General features: G+C 33.1%; 15 protein-coding genes. 14 read left to right on the top strand and 1 reads right to left on the bottom strand.

Translation table 11 applies throughout. The annotated features are described in order from the left end of the window. Positions 1 to 238 precede the first annotated feature (238 nt). On the bottom strand, positions 239 to 1,453 hold the full coding sequence (locus GKZ86_RS24595) for an alpha/beta hydrolase-fold protein (RefSeq protein WP_154785667.1): 1,215 nt from the start codon (positions 1,451 to 1,453) through the stop codon (positions 239 to 241). 302 nt (positions 1,454 to 1,755) lie between these two features. Between GKZ86_RS24595 and GKZ86_RS24590 the strand changes: the two genes are divergently transcribed. The 14 genes from GKZ86_RS24590 to GKZ86_RS24525 all read left to right on the top strand — a co-directional run bounded on the left by GKZ86_RS24590 (position 1,756) and on the right by GKZ86_RS24525 (position 16,803). After that, positions 1,756 to 2,964 (top strand): anhydro-N-acetylmuramic acid kinase, encoded by a 1,209-nt coding sequence (locus GKZ86_RS24590; protein ID WP_154785666.1) that lies wholly within the window; start codon positions 1,756 to 1,758, stop codon positions 2,962 to 2,964. 465 nt (positions 2,965 to 3,429) lie between these two features. Further along, positions 3,430 to 5,001 (top strand): glycoside hydrolase family 10 protein, encoded by a 1,572-nt coding sequence (locus tag GKZ86_RS24585; protein WP_154785665.1) that lies wholly within the window; start codon positions 3,430 to 3,432, stop codon positions 4,999 to 5,001. Then, a complete protein-coding gene (locus tag GKZ86_RS24580; RefSeq protein ID WP_154785664.1) occupies positions 4,988 to 6,532 on the top strand; it encodes an MFS transporter in 1,545 nt (514 codons plus the stop codon). The genes GKZ86_RS24585 and GKZ86_RS24580 overlap by 14 nt, the downstream gene beginning before the upstream one ends. Before the next feature lie 22 nt (positions 6,533 to 6,554). Then, positions 6,555 to 6,896 carry a tetratricopeptide repeat protein gene (locus tag GKZ86_RS24575; RefSeq protein ID WP_154785663.1) on the top strand — a complete coding sequence of 114 codons (342 nt, stop codon included), beginning with the start codon at positions 6,555 to 6,557 and terminating at the stop codon, positions 6,894 to 6,896. Positions 6,897 to 6,922: 26 nt separating this feature from the next. Then, the gene (locus tag GKZ86_RS24570; RefSeq protein ID WP_154785662.1) at positions 6,923 to 7,372 is read left to right on the top strand and encodes a GNAT family N-acetyltransferase; all 450 of its coding nucleotides are present in this window, start codon (positions 6,923 to 6,925) and stop codon (positions 7,370 to 7,372) included. Positions 7,373 to 7,374: 2 nt separating this feature from the next. Then, positions 7,375 to 8,988 (top strand): glycoside hydrolase family 3 protein, encoded by a 1,614-nt coding sequence (locus GKZ86_RS24565; protein ID WP_154785661.1) that lies wholly within the window; start codon positions 7,375 to 7,377, stop codon positions 8,986 to 8,988. 134 nt (positions 8,989 to 9,122) lie between these two features. Further along, the gene (locus GKZ86_RS24560) at positions 9,123 to 9,761 is read left to right on the top strand and encodes a peroxiredoxin (RefSeq protein ID WP_154785660.1); all 639 of its coding nucleotides are present in this window, start codon (positions 9,123 to 9,125) and stop codon (positions 9,759 to 9,761) included. A 203-nt stretch (positions 9,762 to 9,964) separates the two neighbouring features. Continuing rightward, positions 9,965 to 10,273 (top strand): co-chaperone YbbN, encoded by a 309-nt coding sequence (locus GKZ86_RS24555; RefSeq protein WP_007805605.1) that lies wholly within the window; start codon positions 9,965 to 9,967, stop codon positions 10,271 to 10,273. A gap of 82 nt (positions 10,274 to 10,355) precedes the next feature. After that, positions 10,356 to 10,613: a hypothetical protein gene (locus tag GKZ86_RS24550; RefSeq protein WP_017495510.1), complete on the top strand. Its 258-nt coding sequence runs from the start codon at positions 10,356 to 10,358 to the stop codon at positions 10,611 to 10,613. 672 nt (positions 10,614 to 11,285) lie between these two features. Beyond that, a complete protein-coding gene (gene tpx / locus GKZ86_RS24545) occupies positions 11,286 to 11,783 on the top strand; it encodes a thiol peroxidase (RefSeq protein ID WP_154785659.1) in 498 nt (165 codons plus the stop codon). Between the two features lie 18 nt (positions 11,784 to 11,801). Beyond that, positions 11,802 to 12,176 (top strand): diacylglycerol kinase, encoded by a 375-nt coding sequence (locus GKZ86_RS24540; RefSeq protein WP_154785658.1) that lies wholly within the window; start codon positions 11,802 to 11,804, stop codon positions 12,174 to 12,176. Between the two features lie 17 nt (positions 12,177 to 12,193). Continuing rightward, the gene (locus GKZ86_RS24535) at positions 12,194 to 14,644 is read left to right on the top strand and encodes a DNA translocase FtsK (protein ID WP_154785657.1); all 2,451 of its coding nucleotides are present in this window, start codon (positions 12,194 to 12,196) and stop codon (positions 14,642 to 14,644) included. A gap of 7 nt (positions 14,645 to 14,651) precedes the next feature. Next, the gene (locus GKZ86_RS24530) at positions 14,652 to 15,341 is read left to right on the top strand and encodes an outer membrane lipoprotein carrier protein LolA (RefSeq protein WP_228526550.1); all 690 of its coding nucleotides are present in this window, start codon (positions 14,652 to 14,654) and stop codon (positions 15,339 to 15,341) included. Between the two features lie 7 nt (positions 15,342 to 15,348). Further along, the gene (locus tag GKZ86_RS24525; protein WP_154785655.1) at positions 15,349 to 16,803 is read left to right on the top strand and encodes an LptF/LptG family permease; all 1,455 of its coding nucleotides are present in this window, start codon (positions 15,349 to 15,351) and stop codon (positions 16,801 to 16,803) included. The last annotated feature ends 2 nt before the right edge of the window (positions 16,804 to 16,805 follow it).

Raw genomic sequence — 16,805 nt, 5'->3', positions numbered from 1 at the left:
ACTCTAAATCGTAGTACACAACGGTTTGTGTAAATTCGTCAATAGTAATATGAACTTGTTCTGAGAATGTTGACATGATGTTTTTTTATTTTATTATTTTGGCTGATAAACTTTTGAAGTAAAGCAACCCTAAAACATCTTCTTTATTAACCACAATACGTCATGTAAACAATAGAATAAGACATAAAAAAAAGCCCAACTAAACAGTTGAGCTTTTACATTTTATAATAAAATAATTTTATTTCTTTTTCTCTGCTAATAATTTTTCCAACTTCTCTTTCGTTTCCGGAATTGCCTGCAGTGTTAAAGCTTTTTTGAAAACTTCAATAGCTTTTGTTTTATCTTCTTTTGCAAGATATAAATCGCCCAGAGAATCGTAGCAATTGGCACTTTCCGGATTGTTGGCAATGTTGAGTTTAAATAAAGTTTCGGCTTTAGTATATTGTTTTGCTCCCAACATTTGGTAACCAAGATTGTTAATTTGGCTTTCTCCCGGCTTCACGGTATAGCCCATATTTTCAGAAACTTTTTTGTAGTGATCTGCCAATAATTCATCCAATTTAAAATCAGGATTATCTAATTGGCTGTCATAAATAGTAAGCTTGTAAAACCCAAAAATAAATCGAAGCGCGTCATATTCACCAATTAAGCGAACCGAAGGATGATTGTCGTCTTCATAAAATTTGTATTTAAAACGCAATTGGTTCTTTTTGTTTTTTGAAAGTTCTTTAATAAATTCTAAATTACTGCGAATAAGCGACGTATGACCACTTGTATCTTTTTGAACACTTAATGTATCTACGCCTTTTTCAAGACGGTTCGCCATGGCCATAAACAAGGTTTTTCCTTTATAGTTTTGAGTTGGTAAAATCGTTTTGGCTTCTTTTACAGGTTTCTGATTGTCCCACCAAAGTGAAGCATCCAAAGAAACATACGAGTTAAATAAATTCGGATTGTGTAAAAAAGTATTCACAACGGTCAAGCCTCCAAGCGAATGTCCGACAAAAGTTTTATACGACGTTGTTGGGTAATTTTTATCAATATAAGGAATCAGTTCTTTCTCGATATACGCCATAAATTTTTCGCCGCCGCCAACAATTTTAGGCAATTCTTTATCGGTACCAACCGTTAAATCGACTAATCTGTTTTGGTGCAAAATTCCAACCACAATCATCGGCGGACAAAGATTTGATTCAGCCATGTGTTCTGTAATACTTACAACGGTATTAAAATTTTCGCTTCCGTCTAATAAATAAAGTACAGGATAATTTCCTCTGTTCTTGATTTTATTTCCTCCATTGATTTCAGGAATATGAATCCAGACTTTGCGTTCCTGACCTAATATTTTTGATGAGATTATTTCTTCAAATCCAGTTGTAAAAGGGCTGTTTTCCTGTGCTTTGATGCAAAAAGACAGCAACAATAAAGCAACAGAATAAAAAAATGTTTTCATAGAATTTCTTAATTAAAATTTTGATTTTTTGATTGATATAGATTAAAACTCACCAAGCGATTTTGAAGAATTTCGAGGCAAACTTAACTAAAAAACAAGCTCATAAAATTTATTCGACATTAAGGTTTTCAACTTATTAATTGTAAAACTTTTTACCCATTTTATTACTTTTCTGATTTGAGCTTTTTTTTTTCGAAATAATGAATTTCTCCAATAAAAAATTCCTTTTTTAGTATATTTATAGCTGAATAAATCTGATTTTAGCGTTACCAAATAAAATGGCTTTTTTTAAAATAATCTGAATGAATAAAAATATAAGTACGCTGTACAATCTCGCTCAAAAAGAAACCCGAAAAATAATCGGTTTAATGTCCGGAACTTCACTCGACGGACTTGATATTGCGTATTGTGAAATTTCTGGCGCGGGCGAAAATACAGCTGTAAAAATTCTGGAATTCGAAACCATTAATTATACCGAAGATATTAAAACCGAAATTCGTAAAGTGTTTGCTAAGAAAACGGTCGATTTTCAGCATTTTGCTTTACTAAACGAATGGATCGGAATTTTGCATGCGAATATGGTTAACGATTGTCTTCAAAAATGGAATATTCCTGCGCATGAAGTTGATTTGATCGCTTCGCACGGACAAACGGTTCTGCACGCTCCGAAGTTTTTGCATCAGCAGGAAAAATTTCCAAATGCAACATTACAAATTGGAGATGGCGATCATATTGCGGTAAAAACAGGAATTATTACGTTATCAGATTTCAGGCAAAAACACGTTGCCGCGGGTGGCGAAGGTGCACCTTTGGCTGTTTATGGCGATTACTTATTGTTCAGCAAAAAAGGCGAAAACCGAATTATGCTCAACATGGGCGGTATTGCAAATTTTACTTATTTGCCTGCTTCTTTAAACGCCAGCGACGTTTTTGTAACCGATACTGGAACCGCAAATACCTTAATCGACATTTATACGAAACATTATTTCCCTGAAAAAAGTTACGATAAAGATGCCGAAATTGCCCAAAAAGGAACTGTCAATCAAGCACTTTTAACGGAATTAAAAAACGATTCATTTTTCAAGAAAAGCTTCCCTAAAACCATTGGTCAGGAATTGTTTAATTTTGAGTTTGTTCAAAATGCACTTTTAAAAACGAACTTAAAAAATATTTCGGCACCAGATTTGCTAGCCACTTTAACACAGCTTAGTGCAGAAACGATTGCGGAAGCGATTCAGTTTGTAGTTCAAAACAGTACAAATCGACTCGAAGATGTCAAAATTTATATGTCGGGCGGCGGTATCAACAATCCATTATTGGTTAAAGGATTGAAAGAATTATTGCCTTGCGAATTTCAAAAAAGCGATGATTTGGGTATTTTAAGTGATGCCAAAGAAGCTGTATTATTTGCCATTTTAGCCAATGAAACGGTTGCCGGAGGAGATTACAATTTTGGAACAAAAAAAGGAATTCCGTCGGTAACAATGGGAAAAATTTCTTTCCCAAATTAAAGGATTGCCACGAATTAGTTTTTTGCTATAGATTATTTAGATTAAAATGATTTTGTTTCACGCAGATTCTGCAGATTTAAGCAGATTAAATTTTAGATTTTTATAAAAATAATCTGTGCCCATCTGCTCAAATCTTTTTAAATCTGCGTGAAATTGATATTAAATAATCTGAAAGAATCATTTTAATCTGCTTAAAATTTTCTCTCGCAGATTGAACAGATTAAGCAGATTTTTTTATTAAATAAAACTTTGTGTTTTAGCGTCTTTGTGGCAAAAATAATTCGCGAAAATTCGTGCAATTCGTGGCAAAATACACACAATATATATATAATTTTATTTTTCGTAAATTTATTCAAAACCAAACACATGAAAATCAAATAAATAACGTTCGAATTATAATTTCTGAATTATTTATTATAATCGGCTAAAAAAACTATTTTTGATTTCTGTTTAAAAAAGATTGAAATGCATAAAAATCAGCACTTAATATACTCTCTCCTATTTTTATTATTCATTGGTTGGAATGCCAGTTCGCAAGAAAGAACATCACATCCAAAAACTGAATTTAGAGGTGTCTGGATAGCAACTGTAGTAAACATAGATTGGCCTAAAACAGCCATCGACGGTGTCGAAAAAGAAAAAGCTGATTTTATTGAGATTTTAGATACGTATAAAAAACTAAATTATAATGCTGTAATTGTTCAGATTAGAAGTGTTGGTGATGCTTTTTATCCTTCAGAACTGGCTCCGTGGTCGCGTTTTTTAACCGGTAAAGAAGGTCAGGCGCCAGCTCCGTATTATGATGCTTTGGCGTGGATGATTGAGCAGGCACATTCAAGAGGTTTTGAATTTCATGCCTGGATGAATCCGTATCGTGCCACTTTCGATTTAAACAAAAATCTTTTAAGCCCAACTCACGACGTTTTTAAACATCCGGAATGGATGATCGAATACGGCGGAAAATTATATTATGATCCTGCTTTGCCGGAAGTTCAGACGCATTTAACGAAAGTCGTAAAAGAAGTTGTTGATAAATACGATATCGACGCGATTCATTTTGACGATTATTTTTATCCTTATGCCGTTCCCGGAAAAGTGTTTAATGATACTGCTTCTTTCAAAAAATACGGTTCAGGTTTAACACTTGGCGATTGGCGACGTGCGAATGTGAGCAATTTTGTGCACACGATTTCTACCACAATAAAAGCAAGCAAACCATGGGTTCAATTCGGAATTAGTCCGTTTGGCGTTTGGCGTAACAAATCCGTAGATCCAAAAGGTTCTGAGACACAATCTACTGCTAATTATGATGATTTATTTGCTGATCCGGTTTTATGGATGGATCAAAAATGGATCGATTATATTATGCCTCAATTGTATTGGAGCATGAATAATCCGAGAGCTTCTTATTCTAAATTAGTAAAATGGTGGTCTGAAAATTCTAATAACACAGCACTTTATATTGGTCATGCTTCTTATAAAATTAGAGGCGATGGTGACAAAAGCTGGAATTATGTGAGCGAAATTCCAACGCAGATTGATTATGCCAGAAGTTTCAAAAAAGTGGGCGGAAGTGCTTATTTCAGTTCAAAATGGTTCATAGATAAAAACTTCGATATAGTGCGTCTTTTAGAAGAAAATCAATATAAATATCCTGCACTTCCGCCGGCAGTTCCTAATTTAAAACGAATTGTTATTGATATTCCAACCGTAAACGAATTTGCAAAAGACAGTTCATTTTATAAATTTACCATCAAATCTCCGCTAAATACGAGAGTGCGTTATATGGTAATTTATGGTGCAGATCATATTTCAAGAGTCAATACCAATGATGCAACTCAAATAATCGAAAAAATAAATGTGCATGAAATCAACGATCTCATTACGTTTTCGATTCCTGCTGAAAAAATGAATCAGTATAAAGCTTGTGCTGTAACATTTATTGATTATTTTGCGAACGAAAGTACCCCAACTACGATCGACTTAAAAAAGACGTTTAAAATATATTCACCTGCGCAGCCTAATGAAAACAGATAATAAACCGTGGTTTTGGATTCCGTTACTAAATTTTGCCTCTGGCTTACCATACGCCGTCATTATTTCCGTTTCGGTTATCATGTACAAGAAGCTTGGGATCTCTAACAAAGATATTGGTCTCTACACCAGTTTATTATATTTACCTTGGGTAATCAAACCATTATGGAGTCCATTTATTGAGTTATTCGGAACCAAAAGAAAATGGTTTTTGTCAATGCAATTGCTTATTTCTATTGCGTTTTTGTTAGTCGGTTTTACAATTCCCACAAATGGTTTCTTCATGATGACTTTAGCCATTTTTTGGGTTGCGGCCTTTGCCTCTGCTTCTAATGATATTGCCAGCGATGGTTTTTATTTATTGGTTTTACCGGAAGATAAACAATCTTTTTTTATCGGAATCAGAAGTACCTTTTATAGACTTGCGATGCTGGCCGGAAACGGATTAATTGTTTTATTAGCCGGATATCTGGAACATAAATATGGTGACAATACCAAAGCCTGGTCTTATACTATGATTGCTGTTGGCTTGTTAATGACTTTTATAACGGTATACAATTTTTTCTCAACACCAAAAACCGAAATAAACGCAAGTGAAAAACCTGTAGATACTAATAAACAAAGTTTTGCAAGCATTTTTGCAAGTTTCTTCAGGAAAAAACAAATTATAATAGTGCTTTGTTTTATCTTATTATTCAGATTAGGAGAATCGCAATTAATTAAGATGCTGACGCCTTTTTTAGTAGATCCAATTAAATACGAATTAGTAGAAAACGGATCAGACGAAGGTCAGATAAAAGCGTTAGAATTATATAATTTAAAAGTTAAAAACGGAGAAAAATTATCTGATTCAGAGTTACAATCACTTTATTCTAATCTTCCTATTTTAGTGGAAATGAGAGATCAGAAGAAACCTTTGAAAGAAGTAGAAAATAAAGATAAAGAAGAATATAAAAATGCAAATAAGGCCAGAATTGACTTTGTAGATGTATTGATTGTTAATAAAGGAAATCAAAAAACAATCAAAAAAGGCGGCATGGGACTTGAAACCGAAGATATTGGTTTGATTTACGGAACTTTTGGATTAATAGCTTTAACCTTAGGCGGAATTCTGGGCGGGATTGCAATTTCAAAACAAGGTCTGACAAAGTGGATGCTTCCAATGATTTTAACCATGCACTTACCAATAATTGGTTTTATCTTGTTAGCGCATTTTCATCCGGCTTCTATTTATTATATTTATGCTGTTGTAATAATCGAACAATTTGGTTACGGTTTTGGATTTGCAGCTTTCATGATGTATTTGATTTATGTGGCTGAAGGAGAATCTAAAACCGCACATTACGCTCTTGCAACCGGATTTATGGCTATGGGAATGATGTTGCCCGGAATGGTTAGCGGTTATATTCAGGAATATTTAGGCTATGGAAATTTCTTTATTTGGGTATTTCTTGCCACGATTCCAGGAATTATTTTATCACGTTTTTTAATTTTCCCGAAAGATTTTGGGAAAAAATCAGAAGTAGAAGTTTAACCCCAAATCAAACATCTTACATATGGAAATCAATGAGAATTTGCAGGCCGAACGCAACCTGAAAGGGTCTGAGTTCGAGAAAACAGGAGAATTTGAAAAAGCAATTGAGTTGTATGAGGAAAATGTCAAGGAAAGCTTTAAAGGAAACCATCCTTATGATCGTTTAGCGACGATCTACAAAAACCAAAACGATATCGATAACGAGATCAGGGTTTTAGAAAAAGCAATTATTGTTTTTGAAGAAATCACTATCGAAGACCGAATTGAAGGATTGCCTAAACTCTTTCGATTTAAAAATCGATTAGAAAAAGCATTACACACTAAAGCACAGCTTGCTAAACTAAAGAAAAGCAAACTGAAATAGGAATAAATTTCATTGCAATTTGTATCATGAACATTTTAAAACGAACCAACTCTGATGATATCGATTTTATAAATCTGGTCGCTTTATTAGATCAGGATTTAAAAATCAGAGACGGAGAAGAACACACTTTTTATAATCAGTTTAATAAAATTGATAAAATAAAACATGTGATTGTTTTTTATGACAATGATATTGCTGTTGGTTGTGGCGCTTTTCGGGAAAAGGAAAAAGATGCAGTAGAAATCAAACGTATGTATGTGCATCCGGATTATCGAAAAAAAGGAATTGCTTCTCAGATTTTAGCAGCTCTGGAACTTTGGGCAGCCGAAAGTAATTATCCTTACACGGTTTTAGAAACCGGAAAAAAACAACCCGAAGCCATTGCCTTATACCAAAAATCGGGATATGAAATAATTCCCAATTATCCGCCTTATGAAAACGTTGAAAACAGTGTTTGCATGAAAAAGACTTTATAATAATGAAAATGACAGCTGAAGCATTAAAACAAAAAGTGGGACAATTTTTTTTTCCTGCTGTTTTTATAAACGATACCGAAGAGAACATTCAGGAAACCGAACGTTTGATTAAAGAACATAACATTGGCGGATTGACTTTTTTTCACAGCCGTGCCAGTGCCGCAACGAATTATGAAAGCAAGAAAAAAGTTGTTTTTAATGATGATAGTTATCAAAAAATAAAAGACTTAATTGTTCGCTATCAAAAAGCCGCTTCTACTCCACTTTTAATCAGTATTGATGCAGAATGGGGTTTAGCAATGCGCATCGAAAAAACACCTCAATATCCTTATGCTATTACACTTGGCGCTTTACCTGAAAACAAATCTGATTTGGTTTATCAAGTTGGAAAACAAATTGGATTAGATTTAAAAGCAGCCGGAATTCATTATAATTTATCGCCTTTGGCAGACATCAACAATAACCCAAATAATCCGGTTATTGGATATCGCTCTTTTGGTGAAAACAAAGAAAAAGTCGCTGATTTTGCGGTCGAATATTTAAATGGAATGTCTGAAGTTGGTATTTTAGGCTGTCTGAAACACTTTCCCGGACACGGAAACACCAATGTTGATTCCCATTTAGGACTTCCGGTTTTAAACGAAACTCTGGAAGAATTATTAGAAAACGAATTATATCCGTTTATTAAAGGAATTGAAAATAATGTCGACTCAATTATGATTGGGCATTTGGCTGTTCCGAGTTTAAATGACGGAAAAAATACATCGGCAACTTTATCAAAATCTATTATCGAAACGCTTTTACGAGAAAAACTAGGTTATAATGGTTTAGTAATTTCTGATGCCTTAAATATGCACAGTGTTTCTAAATTGTATGAAACAAAAGGCGAACTTGAATGGGAAGCTTTTAATGCCGGAAACGATATTTTATGTTTCGCCGAAAATGTTCCGGAAGGAATTGAAGCGATTCTTAAAAATGCTTCACCGGACCGCATCGAAGAGAGCTTCAACCGAATTCGAAAAGCAAAACAAAAAGTTGGAATTTTGTCTGGAGATGAATTTACTTCCGGCGAATTAAACTTCGAAAAAGCATCAGCATTAAATCTTGAAATTGCTCAAAATTCAATTACAAAAATCATTGACAATTCGAACTCAGAATTAGCTTTTGATGCTCAAAAAAACAATCAATTAGCTAAACTTAGTTTATATAAAAATGTCGAGAATACTTTTTTCAAAACATTAAATTCAAAATTAAATACTCCAGAATTTGCTTTTGAAAACTTAGAAGTTTCCAATATTAAATCAATTGAAAAAGAACTGGAAAACTTCGAAACCATAATTATTTCATTGTTTGTTCCAAAAGCAAAACCTTTAAATAATTTTGAAGTTCAGGATGACGTTTTTATATTACTTTCAAATTTATTAAAAACGAAGAAATGTATCCTTTATGTCTTCGGAAATCCTTACGTTTTACCTTTAATTTCAAATCTCAAAAAGGCTTCTGGGTTAATTCAGGTATATCAGGATTTTAATGAATTTCAAAAAATTGCAGGAATTCAACTTCTTGAAAATAGTAATTGTTTCGGGAGCTTACCCGTAAATATTGACATTCAATAACTTACATCTTTATTGTTTTTCGTTATAACAAAAAGTTATTATGAAATAAATATTAATAATTACATCTTATTGTAAGAAGCCTTACTTATACCCTACTTTTGCATCAAATAAATTTTTAATTAAAAACGAAAAATATGTCTTTAGTAGGAAAAAAATTCCCAAGTATTGCAGTAGATGCTATCTCAGAAATGGGTGACAACTTAAAAATCAACATTCTTGAAGAAGCAGTAAACAACAACAAAAAAGTATTATTGTTTTGGTACCCAAAAGATTTCACTTTTGTATGTCCAACTGAATTACACGCCTTTCAAGCTGCATTACCAGAATTTGAAAAAAGAAATACTATCGTAATCGGAGCTTCATGTGATACAAACGAAGTACACTTTGCTTGGTTAAACACTCCAAAAAACAACGGTGGAATCGAAGGTGTAACTTACCCAATCTTAGCAGATACAAACCGTAACTTAGCTAACATTTTAGGTATCCTTGATATCGAATCTACTACTTACAGCGAAGAAACTGATTCAGTTGTTATCGAAGGTTCAAACGTAACTTACAGAGCTACTTACCTTATTGACGAAACTGGAAAAATCTTCCACGAAAGTGTTAACGATATGCCATTAGGCCGTAACGTAAACGAATACTTAAGAATGGTTGATGCTTACACACACATTCAGGAAAAAGGTGAAGTTTGTCCTGCAAACTGGGAAGCTGGAAAAGAAGCTATGTCTGCAGACAGAGTTAGTACTGCTGAGTACTTAAGCGCAAACTAATTTTTTTTTATAAAGGTACAAAGGTTCATAGGTACAGAGTTGCAAAGGTTTTTGCTGCTCTATAACAAAGTTTAAAAACTTTGTTCTTTTGAACCTTTGCCACTTTAAATTATTCAAAAACATACAAAGCTACAAAGCACAAAAATAAACGAAGTTTAAAAAAACTTTGTCCCTTTGCCACTTTGAACCTTAAAAACAAAAACATGTTAATCGACTTAAACGAAGATACGTTAGCAGATTTAGTTGCTAAAAACGAAAAAGTAGTAGTACAATATTCAGCTTCATGGTGTGGAAATTGCCGTATTATGAAACCAAAATTCAAAAAATTAGCAACAGAAAATGAAGCTATCACTTTTGTTTTGGTGGATGCTGAAAATTCTCCGGAATCAAGAAAATTAGCCAATGTAAGCAACTTGCCTACTTTTGCAACTTTCGTAAACGGACAATTGGTTGGTGAAACTCAAACCAACAAACAAGAAGTTTTAATCGACTTGGTAAACGCTATCGCGTAAATCGATCGTTAGATTTTTAGACTGTTAGATTTTTCGAATCTTATCTAAAAATCGAATCATCAGTAATCTAAAAATCTAAAAAATGAAATTACCCGTAATAAAGCAATTGACCCAATTTATCGAAGAAAACGATCAGGATTATATCATTGAAACGATTGAAGTTCTTGAAGCGATGACTGAGATTCCTTCTCTAAAAGATGAAGAATTAGATGTAATTGGTGAATTAATTTCAAATATGTACGGTGCACTTGAAGTACACAAAATGGTGGTTCAGGGCACAGATAAAAAAGAAGCCTTAAATGCGTTTATGAAACGTGTTTTAGGTTCTATCGATAAATAATATCGACCTCCTTTCAGAGAAAAAACAAAAAAACATGACTACTGAAAAGCGTTTCTGAAAAGGAACGCTTTTTTTATGTATGAAAATTATCATTTGGGCGAGACAGCATTAGAAAAAGGGGCTACTTACTTTGTGCTTATTCGCCCCTTTCTCCAATGCTGTCGGGCTATCCACACTGCTTCGGCAGTTAGTTCCTATCCCTCTCGCGTAAAAAAAAGCAAAAACTAATTAGTAAATAAAAAAGATATTCTAGTTTACTTGTATATGTAATTATCTTATTCTATTTTTAGTGAACAATCTTAAATCAAACCTCAAAAATGAAAAAGAATTTATTTACAAAGAAAGGAATAGTGCTAATGCTTTTTGTTGCTTGTTTTTCTTCGAATCTCAATTTATTTGACAACTTATCAACCAAATCAAATATTGATGGAAATTCTGCTTCTACCTCATCATCTAAAGCAACTACACGACCTTAATTATCCTTATAGCATTCAAAGGTCATACTTGTATGCTTTTGAATAATTATTAAAAAAACGCCAACTTCTACAGTTGGCGTTTTTTATTGATAAAATTCTCCCAGACAATAAAAATTAGGCGTTCAGAACCCGCAACAAATACTTTTAGATTCAAATATTAATCCTTACTTTTGAGCCTCATAAAAAAACAAATATCATGGCTTCAATAACATTAGGAGGAAATCCTATTCACACTTCAGGAGAATTACCAACAGTAGGTTCACAACTAGCTGATTTCAAATTAATACAAAATGATTTATCAGTAGCTTCATTAAGCAGCTTTGCAGGTAAAAAATTAGTTTTAAATATTTTCCCAAGTGTTGATACAGGAACTTGTGCAACTTCTGTTAGAAAATTCAATGAAAGTGCAGGTAACTTAGAAAATACTACTGTTTTATGTATTTCAAGAGATTTACCATTCGCTCAAAAACGTTTTTGTGGAGCTGAAGGATTAGAAAATGTAGTAAACTTATCTGATTTTCAAGAAGGTGCTTTTGGTAAAGCAAATGGTTTAGAAATCGTTGACGGACCATTAGCAGGTTTACACTCTAGAGCTATTATCGTTGTTGATGCTAACGGAAAAGTGTTACACACTGAACAAGTTGCTGAAATTGCAAACGAACCAAACTACGAAGCAGCTTTAGCAGCACTTTAATACAATAATACCATTTAAATGGAGTTTCAAAAAGATAATACTTTTGTTACAGGCCGATTAAAAAGCATGACTTATGCTTTTAACGGAGCTGTAAAACTTATTAAAACAGAACACAGCATTATGGTACAGTTCTCATTAGGAATTGTAATGACTATTGCCGGGTTCTATTTTCATATTTCACAAACCGAATGGCTTTGTCAAACTTTAGCAATCGGTTTAGTTTTAAGTGTTGAAGGATTGAATACGGCAGTTGAAAAAATAGCTGATTTTATTCATCCTGATTACAGTAAAAGAATCGGATTTATTAAAGATATTGCTGCTGGAGCGGTATTTTTTGCCGCAATGACAGCAATAGCAATAGGCTTGATTATTTATTTACCCAAATTTATATAGGCAATAGGAACGCAAGAATGGCAAAAACAACCAAAAAAGAAACTGTAAATAAAAAAACCGAACCAAAAGCTGAGAATTTAAGATCTTGGAGACCTACTAAACAACAACGTTTTGTTTTAGGATGCCTTTTGGTACTATTTTCTATTGCATTATTAGTTGCATTTATCTCTTTTTACGTCAACGGACAATGGCAATTAGATCAAAGCGCTGTAAGTCAGCTTGATGATCGCTCTGAAGTTGTGCAAAACTGGCTCGGAAAATTCGGGGCTTTTCTTGCTGATTTGATCGTGTATAAAGGTTTCGGAATTGCTTCTTTTATATTGGTGCGTTTATTTTTCCTGACCGGAATGTTTTTAGCTCTGGAATTATCACTGAGAAAACTTAAAAACATTTGGTTCTGGGATTTGTTTGCCATTATTATCCTGTCTGTTTTATTTGGATTTTTCGCCACTTCAGCTCCTGAATTAGGCGGAACAATTGGTTATGAACTGAATTTATTTTCACAAGATTACATCGGAAAAACAGGAACTTTATTATCCTTGCTTTTTGGATTAATTGTGTATTTGATTTTCAAAATAAAATTATCTCCGGAAAAAATTCAATCGTATTTCGATTCTACTAAAAAAGAATTTAAATCAGAATTGAATTCTTTAAACAAACCCCACGAACCGGAAAGCGCTTATAATTTAGAAGAATTTGCTATTGAGGAAGAAGATCCTGAATTGGATAATATTCATCTAAAAACAGATGATACTCAATTCGAAATCAACAAAGAAGCTTTAAAACCAACTATTTCAAATTCATCAGAAATTGATTTGAATCCGGTTTTAAAACCAATGCAAATGGATATAAATCCAATAACAGTAAATCCTGTTCATACGGAAGAGTTTGTTATTGAAAAAGCGGAAGAAGAAGATATTATCGAAGAAAACCTGGCTTCTCGCCTGGTAGCTGATTTTGGATTATTTGATCCAACTTTAGATTTATCAAATTATAAATTTCCAACCATCGATTTATTAAAAGAATATTCGACTGGCGGAATTACGATTAATCAGGAAGAATTAGAAGAAAATAAAAATAAAATTGTAGATACGCTTCGTAACTACAAAATTGAAATTGCCCAAATCAAAGCAACTGTTGGTCCATCGGTAACCTTATATGAAATTGTACCGGAAGCCGGAATCAGGATTTCTAAAATTAAGAGCTTAGAAGACGATATTGCTTTATCATTATCAGCTTTAGGAATTCGTATTATTGCACCAATTCCAGGAAAAGGAACTATTGGTATCGAGGTTCCAAACAAGAATCCAACTATGGTTTCTATGAAAAGTGTTATTGGATCAGCTAAGTTTCAGGAAGCTGAAATGGAACTTCCAATTGCTTTAGGAAAAACCATTTCTAATGAAACTTTTGTTGTCGATTTAGCTAAAATGCCTCACTTATTGATGGCGGGTGCTACAGGACAAGGGAAATCTGTTGGTTTAAATGCGGTTTTAACTTCTCTTTTATACAAAAAACATCCGGCCGAAGTAAAATTTGTTTTGGTCGATCCGAAAAAAGTAGAGTTAACCCTGTTCAATAAAATTGAAAGACATTATTTAGCCAAACTTCCTGATACCGAAGATGCTATTATTACAGATAACGCAAAGGTTGTAAACACTTTAAACTCTCTTTGTGTTGAGATGGATAATCGTTATTCGTTATTAAAAGATGCGATGGTTCGTAATATTAAAGAATACAACGAAAAATTTAAAGCGAGAAAATTAAATCCGGAAGCCGGACATCGATTTTTACCATACATTGTTTTGGTTGTCGACGAGTTCGCCGATTTGATTATGACCGCAGGAAAAGAAGTTGAAATTCCGATTGCGCGTTTGGCTCAATTGGCACGTGCTATTGGTATTCATTTAATTATCGCAACACAAAGACCTTCGGTAAATGTTATTACAGGTTTAATTAAAGCGAATTTCCCTGCGAGAATTGCCTTTAGGGTAACTTCTAAAATTGACTCAAGAACTATTCTTGATACTCAAGGTGCCGACCAGTTAATTGGACGAGGAGATTTATTATATACCAATGGAAATGACGTAACGCGTGTTCAATGTGCCTTTATTGACACTCCTGAGGTTGAAAAAATTACAGATTTCATTGGCTCACAAAAGGCGTATGCCACGGCTTATTTGCTTCCGGAGTTTGTTGGAGAAGAAACTGGCATCAATCTTGATATGGATATTTCTGACAGAGACACTTTATTTAGAGAAGCTGCGGAAATTATTGTCAATGCACAACAAGGTTCAGCATCTTTATTGCAAAGAAAATTAAAATTAGGATATAACAGAGCCGGTCGTTTGATCGATCAGCTGGAAGCAGCAGGAATTGTTGGTCCGTTTGAAGGCAGTAAAGCACGTAGCGTGAATATTTCTGATTTAAGTGCTCTTGATCAATTTTTTAATAATGAACAAAATTAACCCCATCATGAAAAAATTTCAAGAAATCAACATCAATTCTATCACAAACAGAAGTAAAAAATGTTTTCAAATAGCAGTTTTATTTCTTTTGAGCTTTGCTTCTATTCAGGCTCAGGATAAAAAAGCTAAGGATTTATTGAACGAAGTTACTACTAAAATCAAAAGCTACGATAATATCTCTATTGACTTTAAATATTCTTTGAATAACGCTAAAGAAAACATCAATCAGGACAGCAAAGGGAATGTAGTCATGAAAGGCAATCAATATGTATTGAATTTCATGGGTGTAACTAAAATATTTGACGGACAAAAAACGTATACTATTAATCCAGAAGATGAAGAAGTTACTATTTCTAAAGTAAACGAAAAAGACGATAATGCTATTACGCCTTCAAAAATGCTTACTTTCTTTAATTCAGGATACAAATACAATATGGATATTGTTCAAAATGTAAAAGGAAGAAAAATTCAATACATTAAATTAGCGCCTACAAACACAAAAGATCAAAGAAAAGAGATTCTTTTAGGTATTGATGTTCAGACAAAACACATCTATAATTTGATTGAAACAGGAAAAAATGGAACAAAAACCACTTTAACCGTTAATTCTTTTAAAACCAATCAACCTTTATCAAAAAATCAATTTACCTTTGTTGCGAGCAAATATCCAAAATATTACATCAACAAATTAGATTAAACCAAGGTTGAAAATTTTAGACAAATACTTACTAAAAACATTCCTGATTACATTTACTACGGTATTTGTAATCCTTTTTTTTATATTCATACTTCAAACTGTTTGGCTTTTTATCTCTGAACTTGCAGGTAAAGACCTTGATTTGTTGTTAGTTGTAAAATTCCTTCTATTCTCAATGCCCCGAATAATTCCGTTGGTTTTACCGCTGTCGGTTTTGTTGGCCTCTATTATGACTTTTGGAAATCTGGCTGAAAATTACGAATTCGCAGCCATGAAATCATCTGGAATATCATTGCAAAGAGCGATGCGGGTTTTAATCGTTTTTATATTCGTTTTGAGTATCGTTGCCTTTTGGTTCGCCAATAATGTGATTCCGTATGCCGAATATAAATTTGTCAATTTCAGAAAAAACATTGCTCAGGCTAAACCTGCCATGGCAATTGCCGAAGGTCAGTTTAACGATGTTGGAACTTATAATATTAAGGTAAATAAAAAGTCAGGTGAAAACGGAAACATTTTAACCGGGGTTACTATTCATGAAAAAGCAAATAATTACGGTGAAAACAAAACGGTAATTAAAGCTAAAAACGGTAAATTGATCAGTAATGAAAAATCGAGTATTTTAAAACTTGTTTTAAATGATGGTTATTATTATCAGGATGTTACTCCAAAAAAATACGAAGATCGTGCTAAACTTCCTTTTATAAAAAGTGATTTTAAAAAGCAAATCATCAATATTGATTTATCTGAATTAAACAAGGTTGATGAAGATAAAGAAAATGTAGGTAGCACAAACGGAATGCTGAATGTAAATGAATTACGTTATACATTAGACTCTTTAAACAAAAGTCTGAACAATGAAATAATTTCTTTTTCAGAAAACATAAATCAGCGAGTAGGAATTAAAGCTGCTCCAAAAGTTTTAAAAACAGATAAAAAGAAAAAACCGTTGCCTAACAATCTTTTATCTCTTTATACCAACAAGCAAAAGTCAGATATTTTAAAAATGGCTAGTAGTACTGTTACTAGTAATATTTACTCTATAGAGTCTACTCAAAAAGATTTAAAAGAAAAACAAAGAGACATCAACAAGCATCTTACTGCATTGTACGAGAAATTCGTGATTGCTTTTGCGTGTTTTTTAATGTTTTTTATTGGTGCTCCATTAGGTGCCATTATTCGAAAAGGCGGACTTGGATTACCAATTGTATTTGCGGTTTTAATTTTTATTACTTTCCACTTCATTAATACTTTTGGAAAAAGATTGTCTCAGGAAGGCGGTATGACTCCGTTTATGGGATCATGGATGTCTTCTTTCATATTATTACCTCTAGCGATTTTATTAACGTATCGAGCCACAAATGATAATGGATTAATTAATTTTGATGCCATTACAACTCCAATATCACAACTATTTCAAAAAATTTCCGAGCGATTTTCACCCGCTCAAAACAAAGAATAATT

This window comes from Flavobacterium sp. LC2016-13 (assembly GCF_009707955.1).
Taxonomy (GTDB): domain Bacteria; phylum Bacteroidota; class Bacteroidia; order Flavobacteriales; family Flavobacteriaceae; genus Flavobacterium.
Note: the sequence above shows the minus strand (reverse complement) of the source record. Positions and strands in the feature narration are given on the sequence as shown.